Annotated in this window: 21 protein-coding genes; 13 read left to right on the top strand and 8 right to left on the bottom strand. The window is 64.6% G+C overall.

Annotated features, from left to right (window positions below):
• Window positions 1–6 precede the first annotated feature (6 nt).
• Window positions 7–1,074 (top strand): ParB/RepB/Spo0J family partition protein, encoded by a 1,068-nt coding sequence (locus C7401_RS07660; RefSeq protein ID WP_112170778.1) that lies wholly within the window; start codon window positions 7–9, stop codon window positions 1,072–1,074.
• Between the two features lie 109 nt (window positions 1,075–1,183).
• On the opposite strand, the gene C7401_RS07655 is transcribed toward C7401_RS07660, so the two are convergent.
• Window positions 1,184–2,542, bottom strand: a complete 1,359-nt coding sequence (locus C7401_RS07655) for a replication initiation protein (protein WP_112170777.1) — start codon at window positions 2,540–2,542, stop codon at window positions 1,184–1,186.
• A 1,855-nt stretch (window positions 2,543–4,397) separates the two neighbouring features.
• On the opposite strand from C7401_RS07655, the gene C7401_RS07650 reads away from it, so the two are divergent.
• Window positions 4,398–5,600, top strand: coding sequence for a DNA-binding protein (locus C7401_RS07650; RefSeq protein WP_112170776.1), 1,203 nt, complete (start codon window positions 4,398–4,400; stop codon window positions 5,598–5,600).
• Window positions 5,601–5,699: 99 nt separating this feature from the next.
• Here C7401_RS07650 and C7401_RS07645 read toward each other — a convergent pair whose 3' ends face one another.
• From C7401_RS07645 to C7401_RS07635, 3 genes are all read right to left on the bottom strand, one after another.
• Window positions 5,700–6,692 (bottom strand): tyrosine-type recombinase/integrase, encoded by a 993-nt coding sequence (locus C7401_RS07645; RefSeq protein WP_258396928.1) that lies wholly within the window; start codon window positions 6,690–6,692, stop codon window positions 5,700–5,702.
• 90 nt (window positions 6,693–6,782) lie between these two features.
• On the bottom strand, window positions 6,783–7,196 hold the full coding sequence (locus C7401_RS07640; protein WP_112170774.1) for a DUF2471 family protein: 414 nt from the start codon (window positions 7,194–7,196) through the stop codon (window positions 6,783–6,785).
• 98 nt (window positions 7,197–7,294) lie between these two features.
• Complete coding sequence (locus tag C7401_RS07635) at window positions 7,295–7,954, bottom strand: helix-turn-helix domain-containing protein (RefSeq protein ID WP_112170773.1); 660 nt, start codon at window positions 7,952–7,954, stop codon at window positions 7,295–7,297.
• 124 nt (window positions 7,955–8,078) lie between these two features.
• Between C7401_RS07635 and C7401_RS07630 the strand changes: the two genes are divergently transcribed.
• Both C7401_RS07630 and tdh read left to right on the top strand, forming a co-directional pair.
• Window positions 8,079–9,278 carry a glycine C-acetyltransferase gene (locus C7401_RS07630; RefSeq protein WP_112170772.1) on the top strand — a complete coding sequence of 400 codons (1,200 nt, stop codon included), beginning with the start codon at window positions 8,079–8,081 and terminating at the stop codon, window positions 9,276–9,278.
• A gap of 17 nt (window positions 9,279–9,295) precedes the next feature.
• Window positions 9,296–10,327 (top strand): L-threonine 3-dehydrogenase, encoded by a 1,032-nt coding sequence (gene tdh / locus C7401_RS07625; RefSeq protein ID WP_112170771.1) that lies wholly within the window; start codon window positions 9,296–9,298, stop codon window positions 10,325–10,327.
• 13 nt (window positions 10,328–10,340) lie between these two features.
• Here the strand turns inward: tdh and C7401_RS07620 are convergent, their stop codons facing one another.
• The gene (locus C7401_RS07620) at window positions 10,341–11,024 is read right to left on the bottom strand and encodes a YceI family protein (RefSeq protein ID WP_112170770.1); all 684 of its coding nucleotides are present in this window, start codon (window positions 11,022–11,024) and stop codon (window positions 10,341–10,343) included.
• A gap of 209 nt (window positions 11,025–11,233) precedes the next feature.
• On the opposite strand from C7401_RS07620, the gene C7401_RS07615 reads away from it, so the two are divergent.
• The 6 genes from C7401_RS07615 to C7401_RS07590 all read left to right on the top strand — a co-directional run bounded on the left by C7401_RS07615 (window position 11,234) and on the right by C7401_RS07590 (window position 15,990).
• Window positions 11,234–12,094, top strand: coding sequence for an AraC family transcriptional regulator (locus C7401_RS07615; protein WP_112170769.1), 861 nt, complete (start codon window positions 11,234–11,236; stop codon window positions 12,092–12,094).
• 81 nt (window positions 12,095–12,175) lie between these two features.
• On the top strand, window positions 12,176–13,174 hold the full coding sequence (locus C7401_RS07610; protein WP_112170768.1) for a DMT family transporter: 999 nt from the start codon (window positions 12,176–12,178) through the stop codon (window positions 13,172–13,174).
• A gap of 112 nt (window positions 13,175–13,286) precedes the next feature.
• Window positions 13,287–13,973, top strand: coding sequence for a TetR/AcrR family transcriptional regulator (locus C7401_RS07605; protein ID WP_112170767.1), 687 nt, complete (start codon window positions 13,287–13,289; stop codon window positions 13,971–13,973).
• Window positions 13,966–14,445 (top strand): nuclear transport factor 2 family protein, encoded by a 480-nt coding sequence (locus tag C7401_RS07600; RefSeq protein ID WP_112170766.1) that lies wholly within the window; start codon window positions 13,966–13,968, stop codon window positions 14,443–14,445. Before C7401_RS07605 ends, C7401_RS07600 begins: the two co-directional genes overlap by 8 nt.
• 307 nt (window positions 14,446–14,752) lie before the next feature.
• On the top strand, window positions 14,753–15,226 hold the full coding sequence (locus tag C7401_RS07595; protein ID WP_112171103.1) for a hypothetical protein: 474 nt from the start codon (window positions 14,753–14,755) through the stop codon (window positions 15,224–15,226).
• A 140-nt stretch (window positions 15,227–15,366) separates the two neighbouring features.
• Window positions 15,367–15,990 (top strand): thioredoxin fold domain-containing protein, encoded by a 624-nt coding sequence (locus tag C7401_RS07590; RefSeq protein WP_112170765.1) that lies wholly within the window; start codon window positions 15,367–15,369, stop codon window positions 15,988–15,990.
• Window positions 15,991–16,344: 354 nt separating this feature from the next.
• On the opposite strand, the gene C7401_RS44280 is transcribed toward C7401_RS07590, so the two are convergent.
• Window positions 16,345–16,659, bottom strand: a complete 315-nt coding sequence (locus C7401_RS44280) for a hypothetical protein (protein WP_146757890.1) — start codon at window positions 16,657–16,659, stop codon at window positions 16,345–16,347.
• Between the two features lie 12 nt (window positions 16,660–16,671).
• Here C7401_RS44280 and C7401_RS07585 point away from each other — a divergent pair, with 12 nt between their 5' ends.
• Window positions 16,672–17,694 carry a hypothetical protein gene (locus tag C7401_RS07585; protein WP_112170764.1) on the top strand — a complete coding sequence of 341 codons (1,023 nt, stop codon included), beginning with the start codon at window positions 16,672–16,674 and terminating at the stop codon, window positions 17,692–17,694.
• 408 nt (window positions 17,695–18,102) lie between these two features.
• Here the strand turns inward: C7401_RS07585 and C7401_RS07580 are convergent, their stop codons facing one another.
• Together C7401_RS07580 and C7401_RS07575 are read right to left on the bottom strand one after the other, a co-directional pair.
• The gene (locus tag C7401_RS07580) at window positions 18,103–19,983 is read right to left on the bottom strand and encodes an ABC transporter ATP-binding protein/permease (protein ID WP_112170763.1); all 1,881 of its coding nucleotides are present in this window, start codon (window positions 19,981–19,983) and stop codon (window positions 18,103–18,105) included.
• Complete coding sequence (locus C7401_RS07575) at window positions 19,980–20,873, bottom strand: extracellular solute-binding protein (RefSeq protein ID WP_112170762.1); 894 nt, start codon at window positions 20,871–20,873, stop codon at window positions 19,980–19,982. Before C7401_RS07575 ends, C7401_RS07580 begins: the two co-directional genes overlap by 4 nt.
• 160 nt (window positions 20,874–21,033) lie before the next feature.
• On the opposite strand from C7401_RS07575, the gene C7401_RS07570 reads away from it, so the two are divergent.
• Window positions 21,034–21,462 carry a TOBE domain-containing protein gene (locus tag C7401_RS07570; protein ID WP_112170761.1) on the top strand — a complete coding sequence of 143 codons (429 nt, stop codon included), beginning with the start codon at window positions 21,034–21,036 and terminating at the stop codon, window positions 21,460–21,462.
• A gap of 25 nt (window positions 21,463–21,487) precedes the next feature.
• Window positions 21,488–22,081, top strand: a complete 594-nt coding sequence (locus tag C7401_RS07565; RefSeq protein ID WP_112170760.1) for a nitrogen fixation protein NifQ — start codon at window positions 21,488–21,490, stop codon at window positions 22,079–22,081.
• Window positions 22,082–22,140: the final 59 nt, after the last annotated feature.

Genomic DNA, 22,140 nt, shown 5'->3' with positions numbered 1-22,140 from the left:
CCCTGAATGAAACCCTCCCAATTCGCCAAAGGCTTTCAGGCTCGCCCTGATACGACGAGCAGCGAAAAGCGTACTGCGCTTGACCGCCTCAACGCCATCGACGGACTGGTCCAGGACAAGCCGAAAGCGCCCGACGTGGCCGGACGTTCGAGCCAGCCTGTCATTGAGCCGATTGCCGAGCCTGCTCTGGAAGCCGCACCCGCTGTCGAAAACGAGTCGGCGCAATATCGCGCGTGGCGCATCGCGCACGGCTACCGTCCGGGGCAGATCATCGAGTTGCCGCTCAAGGACATCAAGCCGAGCCCCTTCAATCCGCGTCACTTCTATCTGAAGGCGTCGATTGCGGAGCTCGCGGTCAATCTCGCGAAGCAAGGGCAGCAGCAGGCCATTCACGTGATTCCCGATTACGCGACGCCCGGCAGCTACTACGTGAGCGACGGCGGCCGCCGCGTACGCGCGCTGAAGGAAGCGAACAAGGAAGTCGTGAAGGCGATCGTCGTCGATCTGCCGATCGGGATTCAGAGCTACAAGCTCGGCTACGATCTGAACGTGCAGCGCGACTCGCAAACCGTCTTCGACAATGCGGTGGTGTGGAAGCGATTCATCGACGAAAAGCACTTCCAAAGCCAGCGTGAACTTGCCGATCATCTCGGCCTCGACGAATCGACGGTGGCGGTTGCGCTGTCGATCGGGAAACTGCCGGAGTTGGTGATGCAGGAGATGGTGGCACGCTCAGACCGGTTCGGCTCGAACATGGCGTATCAGGTCGGCCGCTATCACGGCGCACGCGGCACCGACGCCACGCTGCGTCTCATCAACCGCATCGTCTCGGACGATCTCAGCACGCGGCAGGTCGCGGATATCGTGAAAGGCCGGGCGAGTCCGCAGGAAAGTCCGAAGCCGGCAGGCCGGCAACGCTACGCGCAAAGACTGGAGATCAAACTGGATGGCGTGGCCGTTGGCGACCTCAAGTCATACGGCGACGACCGGCTCGAACTGCGCCTGAAAGGCCTCTCCAAGGATCGACGCGATGCTATCCTTCAACAGATCGAACAGATTCTGAAAACGAAATAAGTTTGAAAGTGCGTCAGCGGTTGCCACCGTAGCCAATGCAGTTGGCGGCTGGCAACCAGCCTGACGCCACCGGCCCGCATTGCACGGAACCGGGAAAACACCGTCTGGATCAGGCGGCGCGCGACTGGCTCAGCGTGAACGCCAGCAGGTCGCCGTCGGTCGGTTCGCCCCAGGTCTTGCGGGCAAGCCAGTCGAAAAACGCCGAGTCAGCCAGCTTCGAGTCCAGCCCGCGGCGACGCCAGTCATCCCGCAGATGCGCGCCGAGCACCGGCAATTCATCCTCTTCGAAGGACTGGCGCGCAAGTTCACGCTCCATCTCGCCCTGCTCCTCGTAGAGTGCGCGCGCTTCCTTGCGGCGATAAGCCGAGTATTCGTCGAGCAAGCGCGCCTTCGGATCGTCTGCCGTCACCGCCGCCGCTGCGCTGCGGCCAACGGCAGGTGTCGCGCCCGCCGGGGTTTCGACCGGCGGCGCATAACCCTTCTTCAACGCATCCTTGAATAGCGCCGCGGCGCTGCGCACCGGCGGCAGGCTCGTGCTGCGCAGACGCTGCTCGGTCAATTGCAGCGCGGCGCGAATGCGATTTTCCTCGCTATCGGCATACAGCGATTGCGCTTCCTTGAGCGGAATGCCGATCTTCACCATGCGATCGACGAGCGTGCTGTCGAACACGTTCGGATGTTCATCGAGCGCAAGCATCGGTTGCTTGCGCTCGGTTACGCGAAACTGGATTTCGGCGACGCGCCGTCCTTCGCGATGCTCGATCAATTCGACGAAGATATTCGTGACCGCGTTGACTTCGGCGATTGCCGGTCGCAGATAATCGCGCTTGAAATACTTGTACTCGCGCTTGGCTTCATCGCCGGCTTCGGTATCCGGCGTGCCGGAGAGGATCGGGCGCCACCATTCCCAGGTCTCACGCATCGTGAGATGGCTGGGGTTAGTGAGATAGCGTACGCAAATCTCGTAGAGCGCGAGGCCGGCGCTACTGCGCAACTGGCTCTGGAATTGCAGGCTCAGGCGGGCGTACTGGACCGGGTCCAGCAGCTTCTTCTTGATTTTCGGTGCGAACGAGAATTCCACCCAGACGCGCCGGGTCTGCGGGTCCTCGAGAATTTCCGCGTCCGCGATCAGCGTGGAGATACCCCACTTGCGTCCGGGCTTCTGGCTGGAGGTCCCCTGGCTCCATTCGACCTGCACCGACACCATGCGGCGCAAGTGCTCTTTCACGAGCGCCGTATCATTGGAATCGAACGCCGAGTTGGCGACGATGTCCGAAAGCAGCGCACGGTAAGTGTCGCCGGACTCGTCGGCCTGCTGCGCGACGGCCAGCAGCACGTTGAACAGCTTGCGGGTCAGCAGGGTGATCTTGCCGCTTTTCGGCTGGATCGCGATCGCCTCGACGGCCTTGCGCAATTCCGCCGAACTGGGGCTTACCACATCGGTCTTTTTCACGCGCTTCGTGGCCATGCGTCGGGTCGAGGAAGGAATTTCGCGAAAGGATACCGTCTGTGGTGATAGGCGTCTATAGGGCGTCTCTCACCATTGCCGGTGATGCGCCCATTATGTGTGCAACTCACCGCGACGCACTCCCGTATCACCTCACCTTCCGCCAGACGCCCGTCCGGCGGGGCGCTTTGCGTATTCTACGATCCGGCCCGAGCCCGCGTTTTCGCCCTTGCGCCAACGGTCGCCGTTTGCTCCCGTAACGGCTCACCTTAAATATTTTCACCTGTTGGGTGGAAAATCCCGCCGGCGTTGGCCAAGCTCCACAACGAAAGCAGTCCAGATGAGAGACATAACGAAATGGCCCCTGAAAGTGCCTCGCTGAGTGCCGGGAAGCCCGTTTTCCCCCGGCAAGCGCTCAACAAAATGACCTTCGGCGGCGTTGAGTTCTGCATTCGCCGTCCGCAGCCATGCGAAGCGTCCCGTAAATTCTCACCTATGGTTTAACTGGCGGTGCCTTCCGGCAAGGATGGAAAGGCCGTCCTACCGACATTCAGGGCACCAATGCTCCTGAAAAAACTCACCTTTTGCGCTGAGCAGGCGTCGCGGCGCAGCGCAAATATCACTCCCGAAAAACCTCACCTTCCGGCTGCTCGTATGAAAAAATCAATAGATTCCGAGACTTATCCACATGTCGGCAGCTCGGCAAATCCGCGCTTTGCTCCCGTATCACCTCACCTCAAATGAAGAAGTGCGCTCCGCATCGACGGGTCCTCACCGCACAACGGCCCCCGAAAACGCTCACCTCAGCGAATTCCAGCGATTGAGTCTGCGGCTTCTCCCCCACGGAATTTCGGTGCTTCCGGCGCAGTGAATACCAACTTTCTCCCGCATTTCCTCACCTCAAGCCCAAAAAGAGCCCAAAATACCTCCCGAAAAGCCTCACCTTCGCGCTTTGCGAGGCAGAGCAAGCACCCGGATTCGCCGCAACGCCGCAAGCCCCCGTAGAACCTCACCTTTGCCACTTCGAGAGGCAGACGAATGCGCCGGAGACCGGCAAGCGTCCCGGCCAACGGGTGCATCGACTCCCGAAAAACCTCACCTCAGAGCTCCGGAAACGCCCATTTCGCCCGATTTCTGCGTTTGGCTCCCGAAAAACTTCACCTTCGATCCGCATTTTTTCCCGATTTTCCTCACCCAAGGCTTTTCAGCCCCTCGATTTCGTCCAAAAACACCGCGAATTCCCGGTCCCGAATCCGCTCACCGTTGCATTTCGCGTAACATCACGACACCTCCCTGTCCCTCTTGACCCATACGGCGGCTCACTCCCGTATTCGCTCACCCTTGCCGCGAAGTCAACAATCTCCCTGTCCCTGAATCCGCTCACGTCCTTTCCCGTACCGCCTCACCCCCGATCCCGAAGCCCGTCACCCGACTGTCCCGCAAGGTCTCACCCAGGGTCCCGTAAAGCTTCACCTGATCAGCCTGAAAGCCCCGCGGGATAAGGGTTTGCCGTGGCGTTAACGTTTTTAACGGGTATCAAGGGTGTTTACTTTTATGTATTCTCAAGCACGATCTTCCTTGCGAGTTTTCCAAGATATCCACAATTCCTCCAACCCCTACGGCTCTGATTCTTCTCACCTCTCGCGTGAAACAACGGATCGAAGTAAAATCGGAGGTAAATCTCCCGCGTTTACAATGGCTTATGAAACAAAGTTCGATTTGTTTCACGCCGACACTCGACTAAAGCCTGCTTCAATCGAAATAAAGCGCCGCTTAAAGCACTTCTCTCCGCTCTAAACCTTCCTGGCATTAAAAAACGTAGCAAACAGAACGTAATTTGTTATGATTCGTCCACTCCCCTGCCGAGAAGACGAACATGCGAGACCAAGATCGCCAGGTTATCCGCGAAGAACTCGAGAATTTGCGCAAAAACGGAGCGCGTAGGCAGGAGCTCTCCCTCCATGCCTGCAAGCGTCTGTTCTTCGATTTCGAGATCAAACCCTCGATGGCCGCTGTCCGCGAACTGACCCAGACTGGCAGTGCGAGCGACATTCCCAAAGATATCGAGCTGTTCTGGCAACGCATCCGAACCGCGTCGAAAACGCGTGCTGGTGTTGGCGCGATTCCGCCTGCACTGGAAGAACGTGCCGGCGAGTTGCTTGGCGCACTATTCGAAGAAGCGCTAATGCTGGCGCGAGACGCTTTGCACGACGAACGCACCGAATTCGAGGCTGGCCGACGCGATGCCGAGCAAGCCGCCCGCGACGCCGAAGCCCGGCGCGCCGCAACCGATGAGATGTTGCAACGCAGCGAAAGCCGCACCGAAGCGGCCTACGAGCGGGTGCGTGAACTCGAAAGCCAGCTCGCCGCCAGTTCAGCGCAGGGCGCGCTACAGCATGGCAACCGCGAAGTGCAGTTTCAACGCCTCGAATCGGAAAACGAAGCCCTGCGCAAGCGGGTCGAAACCGAGCAGACGACCAATGCCGGATTGCGCGACCGAATCGACGGCTTGCATGAAGAGATGCGCAAGAGCACCGAGCACTATGCGCAGCAAATCAAGGATGCGCTGGCCGAGGCCGAGCGGCGCGTCAGGCCGATGCTCGTCGAGCTCGATTCATTGCGCTCGATGTCGTCGACGTGGCAGTCGGCCCAGCGCGATGCGAGCAAGAAGGAATTCGATTTCATCCAGCAACTGGCGACGGCGAAGGCACGCGCCGACCGGCTCGACGTCCTGCTGCGCGAGCGTTCCGACGAAGTCGATGTCCTGACTCGCCAGGTAACGACGCTACGCGGACAACAAGGCGTCGATGCGTCGGTTGCGGCTGTGTTGTGCGCCCTCGCAGCGGAGGGACGTTTGGGCGATGCTGAACTGACGCGTCTCGGGACGGTGGTGGATGGCCACGTCGCGCTGCCGGCGCGTTGCCCGAATTGCCATGAAGGGGAACCGGAGTTGTCCGAAGTGGACGATGGTTTTGAGTTTCTGTGCCCGGAGTGCGAGCACACGTCGGGCGCGGGGGCCTCGAAGCTGGAAGCCTTTTCGCGCTTCATGGCGGGCAAGCATTCGCCCGAACAGGCTTGAGGTGAGCCTTTGCGGGAGCGAACGAGCGCTCCCGGCGTGAGCTTTTACGGGACGCGGCGCGTGCCGCGGGCGCGGCACGAACGCCAGCCCATGCGGTGTTCAGGTTTTTTCGCTTTCCGCAGCGGCACGCTGCATCGCTTCCCGTTCGGTCCATATTTTCCATGCGCGGTGGAGCCGGCCCGCGGAGATCGGTTGCAGGAAACCGAGCCACTGCCCTACCTGATCGGTGTCCACGCCCCGCTCGAACAGGTCCGCCGCAAACGTGTTGCGCAGCGTTTGCGGACTGGCGCGCTCGGCGCGGGTTTCGGCCACGCCCGCGGTTTCCATCAGCGCGTCGATGGCGCGCAGCACCGTGGCCTTGTGCATCGGTCGCCCCGAGGGGGAGCCGGGAAAGACGAGCTGGCCGGGCAATCCGGCGAGGCGGCGCGCTTCGAGCCATGCGCCAAGCACGTCGACGGCAAAGGGTGCGAGTCGCGTGGTCCGCGTGAAAACAGGGTTGGCGGCTTCGATCGTCACCCACTCCGAGCCGATCGCCACGCAGTCGAGCGTCAGCGCGATGGCATCGCCGGTTTTCAAGCCACCGCCCAGAAAGATTGCGACGAGGGCCCTGTCGCGGCGCTCCCGCCATTGCTTCGCGGCGGAAGGCTCGACGAGCGGAGAGAACAGCCGGCCGACGATCGCCGCGCGTTCGGCGGCATTGAGAAAGCCGGTCGGTTCGTTTTCGCGTGCGTTGCGCCAGGCGGCTTCGCCGTCCTGAGCGATGAAGCGCGCGGGATTCGTGGAAGCGAGCTCGATTTCACGCACATGATCGAGCACGCGTTCGATGAGGCGAAGGTAGCGCAGCCGCTGAGGTTTTTTCACGTCGAGGCTGGCGACGAATTCCGCGATCGTGCCGGTATCCACTGTCATGATGGTCTTGCGCTTGAGCGCGAGCCATTCGAGAAAGCGTCCCCATTGCACGCGATAGACGTCGGCTGACGAGCGACGCAATTCTTGGGATGCCAGCCAGGCGTCGAATGCGGCCACGGGGTCGCGTTGCCAGTCTTGACGTTGCTGGTCGAAGAGGTCGCGTGCGGGAGTGGAGGACGCCATCTCTATCATTCCGTTAGTTGCGTTAAAGGAACATTATAGCGAGATCACGGCGGGCGCAACCCATCTGCGCTCGCCAGGCTCCTCAACCCGTCAGCCGCCCCACGCCCGCGCGCGTCGCACGGCGTCGCTGCGCCTGGCCTGACGGCGTGCCTCTTCCGCACTTTGCGCGGCGCGCTCGTAGGCCGAGACCGCGAACGCGAACACGGCGGGCAGCGCATTGGACTGGCCGAAGTCGACGGTCTCATCCGTTTCCGGCCAGGCAAGGTCGCCGGGCCGCTGGAAGAGGCCCAGCATGAGGGCGTCATGGCGGCTCGCGAAGCCGAGGTCGGCAAGCGCCTCGGCCTCGATGGCATGAAGAAGCCGCCACGTAAGCGGGACTTGGCGGGCGATGTAGCGTTGCGCGATGTTGCGCACGATATGTTCGAGGTCGCGCGCGGCGGACTGGAAACGCAAGGCGGCCAGTTCGTGTTCGCGCGGCAGTTCGGTTGGGGGCGAGATGGACATCGGCGGCTCCGGTCGGACTTTCACTGTATAAATATACAGTAGTCGGGCCGATTGCGCAGCCTCATCCGTATGGCCAGGGGTCGCGGTGAGCTGGCCGCTCAACCGTGGATCACCACCATCAGCGCGCGGGCTTCGCCCTTGCCCACGTTGCGGATCGCGTGCGGTTGATCGGCGATATAGCGCGCGGTGTCCGCCGTCTTGAGCCGTTGCGTCGCGCCGCCCGCCTCGACTTCGAGGCTCCCCTGGAGCACGGTGAGGTGCTCGCGCGTACCGGGTTCATGCGCGCTCGACACCAGCGCGCCGCCCGCCTTGAGCGTCAGTTCATACCATTCGAATTGTCCGGCGAGTTCGATCGGCCCCCACACGCGCAACTGGTAGCCGGCTTCGTGCCCCAGCAGTGTGGGGATGTCGTGCGGCCCGGCCACGGCGATCGCCTCGGGCGCCTTCGGCGCGGCGAACAGGGAATCGAGCTTCACGCCCAGGGCGTTCGTGAGCCGCCAGGCCACGGCGATGGTCGGGTTCGCCTTGTCTCGCTCGATTTCCGATAGCATGGATTTGGAGACACCCGCGGCGCGCGAGAGGTCGTCGAGCGTCATCTTGCGCTCGCTGCGCAGCCGCTGGATTTGCTCGCCCACGCGTGGCGGCGCGGTGGAGGGTACGGTGGATGCAGGCGAGAGACCGGTTGCGGCCGGCGCCGGCGCCGGCGCGTCGGGAACGGCAGCCGCCGGTGCGGTGCGCGGTTTGCGGGTGCTTGCCATTCACGACCTCATCGTTTAGAGTGCGTTCGATATATCGAACTTGTGTTCGAAATAAAAGAAATTTTCGCTAAAACCTGCCGCCGACTATAGCAGGCCGCGGCCCTCCAAGCCAGGAGCTCGATCCATGCGTACCCCGTATCTCGACCATCTGCGTGCCACGCTCGACCAGATTCGCGCGGACGGTTTCTACAAGAACGAGCGTGTGATCGCGACGCCTCAGTCCGCCGACATTCGTCTGGCCGACGGCAGCGACGTACTCAACTTCTGCGCCAACAATTACCTCGGTCTCGCCAACGACGCCCGCCTGATCGCCGCTGCGCAAGACGGGCTCGAGCGCGACGGCTTCGGCATGGCGTCGGTGCGCTTTATTTGCGGCACGCAAACCGTGCACAAGCAGTTGGAAAGCGCGCTCGCCACGTTCCTGCAAACCGAGGACTGCATTCTCTACTCCAGTTGTTTCGACGCGAACGGCGGCCTCTTCGAAACGCTGCTCAGCGAGGAAGACGCCATCATCAGCGACGAACTCAATCACGCGAGCATCATCGACGGCGTGCGCCTTTCGAAGGCGCGCCGCTACCGCTACAAGAACAACGATCTTTCGGATCTCGAAGCCAAGCTGCGCGAAGCCGACGAAGCCGGGGCGCGCTACAAGCTCATCGCTACCGACGGCGTGTTTTCGATGGACGGCATCATCGCCGACCTCAAAGGCATCTGCGATCTCGCCGACCGCTACGATGCCCTGGTGATGGTCGATGACTCGCACGCGGTCGGCTTTATCGGCGAGCACGGGCGCGGCACGCCCGAGCATTGCGGCGTGGCGCAGCGCGTGGACATCATCACCGGCACGCTCGGCAAGGCGCTGGGCGGCGCCTCGGGCGGTTATATCGCGGCGAAGCAGGAAGTCGTCGATCTGCTGCGCCAACGCTCGCGTCCGTATCTTTTCTCGAACACGCTCACGCCGAGCATCGCGGCCGCATCGCTCGCGGTGCTCGAACTGATCGCGAGCGACGAAGGCGCGCAGTTGCGCCGCCGCGTGCGCGAGAACGGCGCGCAGTTTCGCCGCGAAATGAGCGCGCTCGGCTTCACGCTCGTGCCCGGCGAGCACCCGATCATTCCCGTGATGCTGGGCGACGCACAGGTCGCCACGCAAATGGCCGACGCCCTGCTGCACGAAGGCGTTTATGTGATCGGCTTTTCGTATCCCGTCGTGCCGAAGGGCCGCGCGCGCATTCGCACGCAGATGAGCGCCGCGCACACGCCCGAGCAGATCGGGCGCGCCGTCAACGCGTTTGCGCGTGTGGGCAAGACCCTCGGCGTGATTTAACAAGGATCGCGAATCAAATGAAAGCACTCGCCAAACTCGAACGCGCCCCCGGACTCACGCTCACGCGCGTGAAGAAGCCCGAAGTCGGCCACAACGACGTGATGATCAAGATCCGCAAGACGGCGATCTGCGGCACGGACATCCACATCTGGAAATGGGACGACTGGGCGCAAAAGACCATTCCCGTGCCGATGCACGTGGGCCACGAATACGTCGGTGAGATCGTCGAAATGGGCCAGGAGGTGCGCGGCTTCCAGATTGGCGACCGCGTGTCGGGCGAGGGGCATATTACCTGCGGCTTTTGTCGCAACTGCCGTGCGGGGCGGCGTCACCTGTGCCGCAACACGACGGGTGTCGGTGTGAACCGCGAAGGCGCGTTCGCCGAATATCTCGTGATACCGGCCTTCAACGCATTCAAGATTCCGCCCGAAATCTCCGACGATCTCGCGGCGATCTTCGATCCGTTCGGCAACGCCACGCACACGGCGCTTTCGTTCAATCTCGTGGGCGAGGACGTGCTCATCACGGGCGCGGGGCCCATCGGCATCATGGCTGTTGCGATCGCGAAGCACGTGGGCGCGCGTAACGTCGTCATCACCGATGTCAACGACTATCGCCTCGAACTCGCGCGCAAGATGGGCGCCACGCGCGCCGTGAACGTTTCGCGCGAGTCGCTGCGCGACGTGATGGCGGAACTGCACATGACGGAGGGCTTCGACGTGGGCCTCGAAATGTCGGGCGTGCCGAGCGCATTCACGGCGCTGCTCGAATCGATGAACCATGGCGGCAAGGTCGCGCTGCTCGGCATTCCGCCCTCGCAAACCGCCATCGACTGGAACCAGGTGATCTTCAAGGGGCTGGAAATCAAGGGCATTTATGGCCGCGAGATGTTCGAGACCTGGTACAAGATGGTCGCCATGCTGCAAAGCGGGCTCGATCTTTCGCCCATCATCACGCATCGCTTCGGCGTGGACGACTACGAGAAAGGCTTCGCGGCGATGCTTTCGGGCGAGAGCGGCAAGGTGATTCTCGACTGGACCGCGGCCTGAGCGCGTCGCGGTTTCACTGCGTTTCCGATTGAGCGGCTGCGCCCACTGGTGGCTGCTCGAATTCGGCCTGGATGCGCACATTGATATCGTCGCCCACGGCGGGATACCAGGTCGTCAGACCGAACGCCGCGCGGCTGAAATGGCCCGTGGCCGTGAAACCGAGCGTGGGCGCTTTCGTGAGCGGATTCGGCGCGTAGCCGTTCAATGTGACGTCGAGCGTGACCGGCTGCGTCATGCCGCGTATCGTGAGGTTGCCCGTGAGCGTGCCGCGCCCCTCGGCCGTGCGCGCGAAGCGCGTGCTCACGAAGCGGATTTGCGCGTAGCGCGCCACGTCGAGCATTTGCGCGCTTTTCACCATGGCGTCGAGCGCGGGAACGTTCGTGTCGAGGCTCGACGCGTCGATGACCACATCCACCGAGGCGGTTTCGAGGCCGCCCGTACGCCAGTCGAGCGTGGCCTGTGCGCGGTCGAAGCGCATCACGAAGCGCGTGTACTGGAGGTGATCGACATCGAACACGATGCTCCAGTGATGGGCGTCGAGCGTGTAGTGGCCCGCCGGCACGCTGGCTTCGGCGCGGCTCACACTGTGCGTGACGACCCGCAAAGGCGTGCACGCGGCGAAGCCCGCCGCGCACACCGCAGCGCAGAAGGCGCGGCGCGAGCCGCGAACGAATGGCGCAAACGACCGCTCTTTCATCTCATCTCCCATTGGCTGGCTGATACGTTCCTGTACGTTTGGCGGCCCGCGTTTCTTCCATCCCGACGATAAAGCATAACGTGCCAGGGCCGGATCGCCGCGTCGCCGCCTTGCCGTATCCTGTCCGCCCGCTCACGCGGGCGTTGCGCGCCGCGCGAAAGTCGGGTTTCATACGCGCATAGCAGCCAACACGCCGGGAGTGCCGCTCCATGCCAGCCGCGAATCATGCAGTGCGCTTTCACGCCACGCTCGTGCGCGAGGTCGACGCGATGACGGCCGCCACGGCGCGCTCGTTCGGACGCCACACGCACGATCAGTACGGCATTGGCGTGATCGATCGCGGCGGCCATGTCTCGCTGAGCGATGCGGGCCAGGTCGAGGCCGTGCCGGGCGATCTCATTCTCGTCAATCCCGGCGAAGTGCACGACGGGCGGCCGCTCGACGCCGCGGGCCGCACGTGGCGCATGCTCTATTTCGAGCCGTGCTGGATCGACGCGTTGCAAGCCGACATCACGCAGGGCGACGACGCCGGCTTTGCGCTTCATGCGCCCGTGATCAGCGAACCACGTTTGCGCGGCTTGTTCGACGCCGCCTTTGCCCATGTGACGCAGCAAAGCGCGGACCAGAACGTGGACCCACGCGCGGCCTCGGGCGACGACCTCTCCCGCATGGCGTTCGACGCCGCCGCGCTCGAAGTCATGACGCGCCTCGTCGAAGCCCTCGGTCACCGGCGCTCGCTCGCGCCATGCTCGCCCGCCGCGCTCGTCCACGTGCGCGAGATGATCGACACCGATCCCGCCGTGCCGTTCTCGCTTGCCGAACTCGCCCGCGCGGCGGGGCTGAGCCGGTTCCAGCTTCATCGCGGCTTCATGCGCGCGTTCGGCGTGGCACCGCACAACTACATCCTGCATCGCCGCGTGGCGCTCGCGCGGCAACTGCTCAAGGCCGGTCACGCGCCTGCGCAGACCGCGCTGGCCGCCGGCTTCTGCGACCAGAGCCACCTGAATCGCGCGTTCGCGCGGCAATTCGGCGTCTCACCCGGCCGCTACCGGCTCGCTCGCGGGGCATGAAGTCCAGGCGCTGACGCACATCGATCCAAGACGGCGCGCCGTGGTCCGCCTATACAGGCGTATCACCACGAGGAGCGCTCCATGTCCACACGATTGCCGCCGCGTGAAAACGCGCGTCGCCCGGCCCTTTCCCCCCGATCCGTCGCGCATCTGCAATTGACGGCGGCTATGCTCACCGTCGGCAGCACGGTGATTGCCAGCAAGACCATCGGCGCGGGGCTCGATCCCTTGCCCGCCACCGCGCTGCGCTTCGCCATGGCGTTGCCGGTCTTTCTGCTGCTCATGCGCCTGACCGGCACCGCGTTTCCACGCCCCGGCCTGCGCGACGCGCTGCTGCTCATTGCGCAGGCCGCCATCGGCAGCGTGGGCTATACGGTCCTGCTGATCGCCGGCACGCAGCGCACGTCCGCAAGCGACGCCGGCATCATCCTCGGCACCCTGCCTGCCGTGTGCGCGCTGAGCGCCGCATTGCTGCTCGGCGAGCGGCTGCGCGCGAGCACGCTTGTTTCGGTCACCGCCGCAAGCCTCGGCGTGGCGCTGGTCACGCTCGCGCCAGCCGGGCCTCGCGACGGCGCGCGATCGCTCGCGGGCGATGCGATGATCCTCGGCGCGGTCGTTTGCGAAAGCCTGTTCGTCCTCCTCAACAAACGGTTATCGCGGCCGTGGCCACCGCTCGCGCAAGCGGCGGCGATGACGGGGCTGGGGTTCATCGTCTCGGGCGCTTGCGCGTTGCCCGGCTGGATCGGCGCGGTGCACGCGGTCCCGCTTTCCGTGTCGCTCCCCGCTTTGCGCCCCGCGTTGATCGGCGTGGCGTACTACGCGCTGGTGCCGACCGTGGGCGGATTCTGGCTCTGGTACGCGGGCGCCGCGCGCGTGCCGGGCGGCGAGGCTGCCGTATTCACGGCGGTGGCGCCCGTGACAGGCGTGGCGCTCGCGACTCTGCTGCTCGGCGAACCGCTCACGCTCACGCGGGTCATGGGGCTCGCGCTGGTTGTCGCCGCCGTGTTCGCGGTGTCGGGGCGTTCGCTCCGTGACCGCTTGAGCGGGTCGTCCGGCCCACGCGACCGCAACGCGCCCTGATTCCGGATCTTGACTTGGGAGAATGATCGTTCTACATTACGTGCTTGGAGAACGATCATTCTCCTGATGCTTGTTGCAAGCACCCACTGCAAGACCGCAATCGAGAGAAACCATGAGCACGCCAGCCATTCCGAACCCCGAAGCGCCCCCGGCCGATGCGCGCGAGCGCCTGCTCGAAGCGGCCGAAGCGCTGATCTACGCGGGCGGCATTCACGCAACCGGCGTGGACGCGATCGTTCGCGCGGCGGGCGCGGCGCGCAAGAGCTTCTACACCTGGTTCGAATCGAAGGACGCGCTTGTTGCGGCCGCGCTCTCGCGGCGCGACGAGCGCTGGATGCGCTGGTTCATCGCCGGCACGCTCGCGCGAGGGCGCACGCCGCAGGCGCGTCTCATTGGCATGTTCGACGTGCTGCGCGAATGGTTCGCGTCCGCGGACTTTCACGGCTGCGCGTTTCTGAATGCCGCCGGCGAAACAGCGTCGCCCGATGACCCCGTGCGCGTGGTCGCGCGGGATCACAAGGCGCGCCTGCTCGACTTCGTGCGTGAGCAGACCCATGCCTGGGCGCGCGAGGCGGGCGTGGACGGCCGCGTGGCATCGCGCGTCGCGCGCCAGTGGCTGATCCTGATCGATGGCGCGATCGGCGTGGCGCTCGTGAGCGGCGACGCCGACGCGGCGCTCGACGCGCGCGCCGCCGCTCGCCTGCTGCTCGAAGCAAGCGCGCCTGATTCCCGCAATCCAACCGATTCGCACGCGCCATCGCGGCGCGCCGCCCAACGCAAGGAGAAAGACCATGAGTGATGCGAACGAAGTGCGCCCCCCGCTGCCGCCGTTTACGCGCGAGAGCGCCATCCAGAAAGTGCGCGCCGCCGAAGACGGCTGGAACACGCGCGACCCGCAGCGCGTCGCGCTCGCCTACACGCCGCAAAGCGTGTGGCGCAATCGCGCCGAATTCGTGACGGGCCGCGAGGCGATCGCTGCGTTTCTCGCGCGCAAGTGGGCGCGAGAACTCGACTACCGCCTGATCAAGGAACTGTGGGCGTACACCGACAATCGCATTGCGGTGCGCTTCGCGTACGAATGGCGCGACGATTCGGGCGCCTGGTTTCGCTCATACGGCAACGAGAACTGGGAGTTCGATGCGAACGGCCTGATGGCGCACCGGCACGCGTCCATCAACGACCTGCCGATCCGCGAGGCGGACCGCCTCTATCACTGGCCGCTCGGGCGTCGCCCCGACGACCATCCGGGCCTGAGCGACCTCGGCCTCTGACACAGCGCTTTCATCGGCAATTTCACAGGCGTTTTCATCGGGACGACTCATGACGCTGGCAAGATGCCGGCGGCGAGCGGTGACGCATGAGTCGCCCGATCCGAGCATGGACTCCATTGCGCGCGCATCGGGTTGCGGTACAGTTCGTCATTCACCCCGAACCAGCAACCAGAAGACCGACAGCCCATAGCGGATCGGCGCAAGCAAGGACGGAGAGCCCATGCGGTTTTGGCAGAAGCCAGGTGGCGCGGCAACAATAACGAAAGCGAAGAAGACGAAACGAGGCGCGGCCGCCACCCTGCTGCTCATGCCCTTGCTCTCACTGATGCTGCTCGGTGCGCAACCGGCGCGCGCCGCGAACTGGTGCAGTTCGGGTCTTTGGGTCGACGCGATGGTGGGCTCGTACCACATTCATCCCGACAAGGACTTCGAACAGTTCAATCCGGGTCTCGGCATCGAATGCTGGCCCGGCGACACCTGGGCGCTCACGGCGGGCGGTTTTCGCAACTCGTTGCGGCGGCCCTCGTATTACGGCGGCGCGGTGTGGGCCCCCGAGTTCCTGCACTGGGGCTTCGTGCGTCTCGCGGCGATGGGCGGCATCATCTCCGGCTATAACTACGGCAACTGGGGTCTCGGTCACGACCATACGATCGGGCCCGTGGTCGCGCCGATCGTGATGGTCGCGTACAAGCGCGTGGGCGTGAACTTCATCGTCATTCCGCCGATCCCCTCCGACGACCTGCCGTTTACCATCGGGTTCCAGTTGCGGTTCAAGTTCTGAGGGAGCATGGGCTCCCGCAAACTCTCACCTTTCGCCTCAACCTGACCGCTTTGCCATGCTGGCGTCAGGAGCACGCCACCGCCTGACCCTAAGATACGGGGCTTCGTATTTCAGGGCGCGACCCGCGCCAGAGGAAGAGAATGAAAAAGTTCACACGCATGCTGATCGCCGCGGGCGCGTTGGCCATGGTCACCTCCGCCACGTCCGTCATGGCCGCCGATACGCCGGAACCCACCTGGTTGCCGGCCACCGCCGCCGCCAGCCTCCGCGAAGCGAGTGCGATCGTCGAAGGGGCGAGCGGGTCGAATGTGAAGTCGACGCTTTATGTCTTCATGGACCCAAACTGTATTTACTGTCACCTGGTGTGGAAAGCGCTGCAACCGTATGAAGCGGCGGGCCTGCAAGTGCATTGGATTCCTATGGGCTTTCTGAAGGTCGATTCGGCAGGCAAGGCAGCGGCGCTGCTGGAAGCGAAAGACGGCGCCGCGCTGCTCAAGGAACTCGAGACGCATTACTCGGAGAAGGACGAATCGGGCGGCATCGCGCCGCTTGCGCACATTCCGCCTGCCGATCAGAGAAAGCTCAACAACAACATCAAGCTGTTCCAGGACCTCGGTTTCGACGGCACGCCGACGCTCATTTATCAAGGCTCGGGCGGCCGCTGGGCCAACGTGAGCGGCCTGCCGAAACTGAACGACCTGCCCGGCATGCTGAATCTGCCGGAGCAACCCGTGAGCGATCCTGAACTGCAACGCTATCGCTGAACGCGCGCGGCGGTGAGTCGATCGCCGCGCGCGGGCTTCACCCATACCGGGACAGGTGAGGACTTCCAGGAGTCGGGTTCGATGCGCGCGTCCCGAAAACCCTCACCTTTGCTCGCGCCCAGGTTTCGGAACGTGTAATCGGGATGCTTCGGATCGATTACACATGCCGGACATATTGATTCGGATTGCTGATGAAGTCATCGAGCGGCAAGCGCCAAAGCGAGGATGCTCGAAGCCTGGATTGGGTCATGAACCGCAGGGGTGAGCGTTGACGGGAACCGTATCCGGCAACCACGTTGAAGCGCGCACACGCATGACGCGACACCCTCAACGAGGGAAATCACGTGGGCACAATCAACAGGTGAGCATCTGCGGGATGCTCACACTCACTGCGGTGTGATCGATGCGATTTTTCGCCGCACCGTCACGCGCTTCCCGCGCGTGAGCGATTCGAACGCCGGCGACTTTACGTAAAGCAAAGGCGAGTGTTTCCGGGAGCGTCGAGACATTGCAGGCCAATGCTGCGACGCGGCAGTCCGCACGCGGATACGCGATGATTCGCGGTATAGTCATTTCCAACAGGAGGTTTCGTCGCGTGCCGTGCGTCTTGCCGGCAAACCCGCCACCAAGCAAGCCTGCGTGTCGCCGCCGCACCCGCGCGGTCTGCAACGGAGTTTCCCCATGAGCATCCTCGACAGGCTTTGGCCGCGCGCCCGCGCGAAGCAGCCGCCGGAAACGCCGCAAATCCGCGCGTTGATCGAGCGCCTGCTCGTGCTCAGCCCCACGCTCGCACTCGTGCCCGAGTGGCGCGAGCGGCTCGTGCCCGCGCTCACGTGTTCGGTCGCATACGTGCGCGACGTGGTGGAGCGCATGCCGCCCGCGCGCGAGGCGAGCGCCGCCACCTGGATGAACGACCCCTACATCCACGCGTTTTTCGCTGCGCCCGACGAAGTCGGCCACGTGCTGAGCCGCTCGCCCGAACTGCATGCCTGGTTCGAGAGTCATCCGCTTGCGCGCGAGGTTTATGCGGTGCTCGGCATGGCGCTGAACGAGCGGTGCGCCTTCGGCGCCGAGCAGCACGGCGACGAGGTGCACACCGACGTCATGCAGACCACGTTGAGCTTTGACGACCATCAGGTGCGCGTGTGCGGCGAGACCGAAGCCGACCTGCGCGAGCAGATCGTGCAGCGCGTGGTCGAGCAGATCGCGCTGGAAGGCCTCGCGCAGATCGGCGCCGACGAGTCGCGCCGCGACGTGCTCGAACAGGAGCGCGCGCTGCTCAGAACGCGCCTGCAACTGCTCACGCGTCACGGCGCGGGCACGCAACGCATGTTCGGCGAGCACGATGTGCAAAACGCCGGCGAAGTGGCCAGGGTCGAAGCGCAGATTGCGCAGAACGAGCGCGAGATCGCCGCGCTCGGGCTCAAGAGCGAAGCGCTCGAACATCAACTCACGGTGATCTGCAACGTGCTTGCGAACCCCGCGCAACACACCAACGTCGAAATGCGCGAGATCTGCCTGAGCCCGATGAATGTCCTGCTGGCAAACGGCAGCGAGGGCAACAACGGCTCGATCGTGTTCCCGCTCGCGCGCCTGCCGGCAAGCCCGCAAGGTCTGCGCGCCTTCTCGCTGGTGCGCTTCGCGCGCGCCGACCTCCAGCCCTTGCCGCGCGTGCTCGTCGAAGACAGCCGCTTCATGATCTGAACGCGGCGGCGCGGTCATAGGTGAGGAGATTCGGGAGCCGCGTGCGTAGCGTCGCATCGGTTCGTTGACGAACCGCGCCGCAATCACCGTTGCCAGTTGTCGGCCGTCAACGGTTCGTGATCCCGATGGACAGGATCGCCTGGTTTCGGCGCGCAACATTTTCCTGGGAGTCCCAGGTTAAGGGATCCGAATATTGCCGGGTACCAGGTGTTGGCAGTCGAAACCTTGCGTGCCTGGGCGCGAAACGGCGAAAGGTGAGTGTTTTCGGGACCGGTGAGCGAGGGTGCGAAAAGGCGCTTCGAAACGCTAACCGTCTGGTCAGGAAGCCGAAAAAAGCCCCTTGAAAAGGGGCTTTTTTCATCGGACGAGACGCTCGCGCACGCATGCCGACGCGAAAGGTGAGCGTTTTCAGGAGCCATGCAAAACGGGCCAGGCGAGCACGCCGTTCGCGTCGATCGTGAATCGCAGGTCGCCGCTATGCGTGGCGGGCGCATCTTCCGCGGCGATATCGAACGTTTCTCCGGCGATCTCCACGGCAACGTAGTGGTCGCCGTGACGCAGCGAGGTGCCCGCAATGCGCCCTTGCCACGCACCTTCCGGGGTTGCGACGAGCGAGCGCGGCGAGACCCGCCACATGACGCGCGACCCCGGTGCCAGCGAAGCATCGGCGCAGGGCAGACGCAGGCCGTTGGGCGTTTCGATCTCGCCGCCTGCAATCACGACCCCCTCGCCAACGTTGTGCAAGCCGAGCAACTCGGCCACGCGCAGCGTGGCGGGCCGCTGGAACACATCGGCCACGGCGCCCGCCTGAAGCACGCGCCCCTGTTCGAGCACGAGCACCTCGTCGGCGAGCAGGGCGGCTTCGTCGGGATCGTGCGTGACGATCACCGTCACCGCGCCGATCTCGCGTTGCAGCGCGCGCAGCGACTGTTGCAGGCGGCGGCGGCGCGGCGTGTCGAGCGCGGCGAACGGCTCGTCGAACAGCAGCAGTTGCGTATGACGCGTGAGCGCGCGCGCGAGCGCGACGCGCTGGCGCTGGCCGAACGAAAGCTGGCGCGGCAGGCGTTGCGTGAGCGTGTCGAGGCCCAGGTGCGCAAGCCAGTAGCGCGCGGCGGCGGCGTCCGCATCCACGGGAAACGCGAGTTGCTGCGCCACCGTCATGTGCGGAAAGAGGCCGTAGTCCTGCGGCATGTAGCCGATCTGGCGGCGCTCGGGTGGCAGCGCGCCGAGGTCGATTGCGCCGAGCGTGACCGAGCCCGCGTCGTTGCGCTCGAGCCCGGCGATGATGCGCAGCGCGAGCGACTTGCCCGAGCCCGAAGGCCCGATGATCGCGAGCCGCCGCGTTTGCGGCCGCCACGCCACATCGAGCGCAAACGCGCCGAGATGGCGCCGCACCGCGAAGGACAGACGCAGGTCGGCGTTCTCCGCCACCGTGGCGGCCGGCGTGATGCTGGTGAGTTCGTCGCCGTTCTCGAAGTTCACCGCCAGCGTCGAGCGCGCGCTGCGGCTATACACGGAGAGCACCGCGCAGATGACCGCGATGCCGAGCGTGGGCAGCAGGAGCGGCATCATCGCAGGCAGCCCCTGGCCGCCGAACACGACATAGGTGTAGACGGGCAGCGAATACGGGTGATACGCGACCATCACGGTCGCGCCGAATTCACCGAACGCGCGCAGCCACGCGAGCGCGAGGCCCGCGCGGATAGCGGGCCAGGCAATGGGTAGCGTGACGCGAAAGAAGCGGGCGGCGGCGTGATGGCCGAGCGTGGCGGCGACGTCGTCGTAGACCGGATCGACCGCGCTGAACGCCGAGCGTGCCGCGACGATCAGGAACGGCGCGGCCACGAACGTCTCGGCGAGCACGATGCCCGTGAACGAGTCGGTGAGCGAGCCGCCAAAGAGCTGGCCGATGCCGCTATACGGCCCGATGAGAAAGAGCAGCAGCACGCCGCTCGTGAGCGGCGGCAAGGCGAGCGGCAACTGCACGACGAAGCCGAGCAGCGCGACGCCGCGCGTGTGCGTGCGCGCGAGCCAGTAGCCGAGCGGCACCCCGCTCACGAGGATGACGAGCGAAGCCACGCTCGCACTCGCCACCGACACCCCGACCGCCGACCAGGTGGCGTGCCAGTCCACGCCTGACCAGTCCGCCTGGCCGATCTGCGGGATGCTCGCGAGGAACGGCGCGCACAGGTAGACCGCAAGCAGCGCGCCGAGCCACCAGAGCGGCTGCGAGCGCTTGACGGCGCCCTGGGCGGCGCCCCGCGCGGCGAGCTGTGCGGTTTGTGTCATTGCTGTGCGGCGTCGACCACGGCCTGCACCGACGGCGGGATCGCCTGGCTTTGACCGTTGACGGCGGGCTTCGTCACGTCCACGCCGTGCTCGGCGAGCAGCTTGCGGCCTTCGGCGGAGAGCAGGAAGTTCACGAAGCGCGCGGCGCCGGCGCTATTGGGTGCGTCGTTGAGGATCGTGAGCGTGTAGTTCGCCTTGATCTTCAGTTCGGGCGCGGGATGGATCGACGGAATCTTCAGGTCAGAGGTTTCGGTCGAGTAGAAGAAGCCCGCGTCGAGCTGACCCGACTGCAAGCGGCCGACGAGCGTTTCCTCCGGCAGCACCTGCTCGGGATTTTCCGGCGCGCCGAGCGTTTTCTCGACGAGGTCAGGCTGGTTGTACGCCTGCGCGGCCTTCGTCATGAGCTCGACGGTGAAGGCGCCTTTCGGGTCGAGCTTCGGGTCCGTGCGGCCAAGGCGGATGCCCGGCTCCTGGAGCACCTGATCCCACTTCTTCGTTTTGAAGTCGTTGGCGAAACGGCTCTTCGGGTTGTAGCCGATCAGCAGCGGCGACTCGGCGAAATTCACGTACCACGAAACGTGATTGCCGTTGGCCTCGCCCATGAGGCTCGCGTTGACCTTCGGGCTCGCGCTGATGAACACATCGCCGCGGCGCAGCTTGCCCTTCACTTCATTGGCGATCTTGTTGGATCCCGCAGCGTAGCCCTTGAAATGCAGGCCCGTTTCCTTTTCGAACGCGGGGCCCACGCTCTTTTCCATGAGGTTCACGAGCGAGCCTGCATAGAGGACATTGACATCGGTTTCGTCGGCGAATGCGTTGGCGCTTGCGCCCATCGTACCGATCACACCGGTCATCACGACAACTGAGGCCACCAGCTTGCGGATAAACATGTTCGACACCCCGTACCGTTATAAAGGCCCATATATTACGATGGACTGCTGCATTCATGTGTTCGCCGAGTTGTCGAATTTACGCTCGCGCGACTGGGCGCGTCACACTGACAAGGCTAAACTGGCAGTCCTGTCTATTTTCCTGTTTGTGGAGACTCTCATGCGTACCAGCGCCCGTAATCATTTCTCCGGCCAGATCAGCGCGGTCAAGGCTGGCGCCGTGAACGACGAAGTCACGCTGAGCGCCGACGGCGGCCTCGAGATCGTCGCGATCATCACGCATGGCAGCGCCGCTTCGCTGGGTCTCGCGGCGGGCAAGCCGGCATTCGCGCTCGTGAAGGCATCGTCGGTGATCCTGATGGTCGACGGCGACGCGAGCAAGGTGTCCACGCGCAATGTCGTCGCGGGCACGGTCTCGTCGGTCACGAAGGGCGCGGTGAACGCGGAAGTCGTGCTTGCGGCGCCGGGCGGCGCGCAGATCGCGGCGATCGTGACCAACGACAGCGTCGATCGCCTCGGCATTGCGGCGGGCAAGCCGGCCACCGCGTTGTTCAAGGCGTCGAGCGTGATCGTCGGCGTAGACGGCTGACGCAACGCGGTCATAGGGGCGTGCGATGAACAACGCCGGGCCGAATGCGCACGATGTCGAGCGCCTTGCCGCCACGCGTTGCGACGCGCTCACGGGCGCGCCCGCTTCGCCGCGCACGCCCGACGCGTGGCTTTTCGCGCGTCTCGTCGCCGCGCGCGAGGTACGCGGCGAACTGGCGTTGCTCGGGTTATCGCCGGCGCAGCTCGATGCGCTCGCCGCGCGCCATTTCGCGTGCGACGTGACGCAAGGCGCGCTGCCCGCGCACGTCATCGCGGATACGCGGCACGCCGCCTTCGCCACGGCGATGTTCCACTTCCTCGACTCGCTGGCCGCGCCGCAAACCGACCCCGACGACGCGCGTTGCCTCGCGGCGATCATTGCGCACGCCTGCCTGCGCCCCGATCATTTGTGGCGCGATCTCGGCCTGCGCGGACGCGACGACGTCACGCGCATGCTGGAGCGTTTTTTTCCCGAAGTCGTGGCGCGCAATGTGGAAGGTCTGCGCTGGAAGAAGCTGCTCGCGCGCGAACTCGCGCTCGCAACAGGCGGCACGCCCGGCCCCGCGCCCGGCTGCCCCGGCTGCGAGGACTTCGGCTTCTGCTTTCCTGCCGGACACTAGCTTTTTTGCCTTGCACGGCAGGCCGAACCCAGGGCCGAAGCCTGGGTGCGAGGCGCGGC

The sequence above is a fragment of the Paraburkholderia unamae genome, assembly GCF_003268775.1.
Lineage (GTDB): Bacteria > Pseudomonadota > Gammaproteobacteria > Burkholderiales > Burkholderiaceae > Paraburkholderia > Paraburkholderia unamae.
Note: the sequence above shows the minus strand (reverse complement) of the source record. Positions and strands in the feature narration are given on the sequence as shown.

Bases quoted from the DNA above. Each gene is read 5' to 3' on its own strand.
- C7401_RS07660 (WP_112170778.1), top strand. From the start codon at position 7: ATGAAACCCTCCCAATTCGCCAAAGGCTTTCAGGCTCGCCCTGATACG.
- C7401_RS07655 (WP_112170777.1), bottom strand. From the start codon at position 2,542: ATGGCCACGAAGCGCGTGAAAAAGACCGATGTGGTAAGCCCCAGTTCG.
- C7401_RS07650 (WP_112170776.1), top strand. From the start codon at position 4,398: ATGCGAGACCAAGATCGCCAGGTTATCCGCGAAGAACTCGAGAATTTG.
- C7401_RS07645 (WP_258396928.1), bottom strand. From the start codon at position 6,692: ATGGCGTCCTCCACTCCCGCACGCGACCTCTTCGACCAGCAACGTCAA.
- C7401_RS07640 (WP_112170774.1), bottom strand. From the start codon at position 7,196: ATGTCCATCTCGCCCCCAACCGAACTGCCGCGCGAACACGAACTGGCC.
- C7401_RS07635 (WP_112170773.1), bottom strand. From the start codon at position 7,954: ATGGCAAGCACCCGCAAACCGCGCACCGCACCGGCGGCTGCCGTTCCC.
- C7401_RS07630 (WP_112170772.1), top strand. From the start codon at position 8,079: ATGCGTACCCCGTATCTCGACCATCTGCGTGCCACGCTCGACCAGATT.
- tdh (WP_112170771.1), top strand. From the start codon at position 9,296: ATGAAAGCACTCGCCAAACTCGAACGCGCCCCCGGACTCACGCTCACG.
- C7401_RS07620 (WP_112170770.1), bottom strand. From the start codon at position 11,024: ATGAAAGAGCGGTCGTTTGCGCCATTCGTTCGCGGCTCGCGCCGCGCC.
- C7401_RS07615 (WP_112170769.1), top strand. From the start codon at position 11,234: ATGCCAGCCGCGAATCATGCAGTGCGCTTTCACGCCACGCTCGTGCGC.
- C7401_RS07610 (WP_112170768.1), top strand. From the start codon at position 12,176: ATGTCCACACGATTGCCGCCGCGTGAAAACGCGCGTCGCCCGGCCCTT.
- C7401_RS07605 (WP_112170767.1), top strand. From the start codon at position 13,287: ATGAGCACGCCAGCCATTCCGAACCCCGAAGCGCCCCCGGCCGATGCG.
- C7401_RS07600 (WP_112170766.1), top strand. From the start codon at position 13,966: ATGAGTGATGCGAACGAAGTGCGCCCCCCGCTGCCGCCGTTTACGCGC.
- C7401_RS07595 (WP_112171103.1), top strand. From the start codon at position 14,753: ATGCCCTTGCTCTCACTGATGCTGCTCGGTGCGCAACCGGCGCGCGCC.
- C7401_RS07590 (WP_112170765.1), top strand. From the start codon at position 15,367: ATGAAAAAGTTCACACGCATGCTGATCGCCGCGGGCGCGTTGGCCATG.
- C7401_RS07585 (WP_112170764.1), top strand. From the start codon at position 16,672: ATGAGCATCCTCGACAGGCTTTGGCCGCGCGCCCGCGCGAAGCAGCCG.
- C7401_RS07580 (WP_112170763.1), bottom strand. From the start codon at position 19,983: ATGACACAAACCGCACAGCTCGCCGCGCGGGGCGCCGCCCAGGGCGCC.
- C7401_RS07575 (WP_112170762.1), bottom strand. From the start codon at position 20,873: ATGTTTATCCGCAAGCTGGTGGCCTCAGTTGTCGTGATGACCGGTGTG.
- C7401_RS07570 (WP_112170761.1), top strand. From the start codon at position 21,034: ATGCGTACCAGCGCCCGTAATCATTTCTCCGGCCAGATCAGCGCGGTC.
- C7401_RS07565 (WP_112170760.1), top strand. From the start codon at position 21,488: ATGAACAACGCCGGGCCGAATGCGCACGATGTCGAGCGCCTTGCCGCC.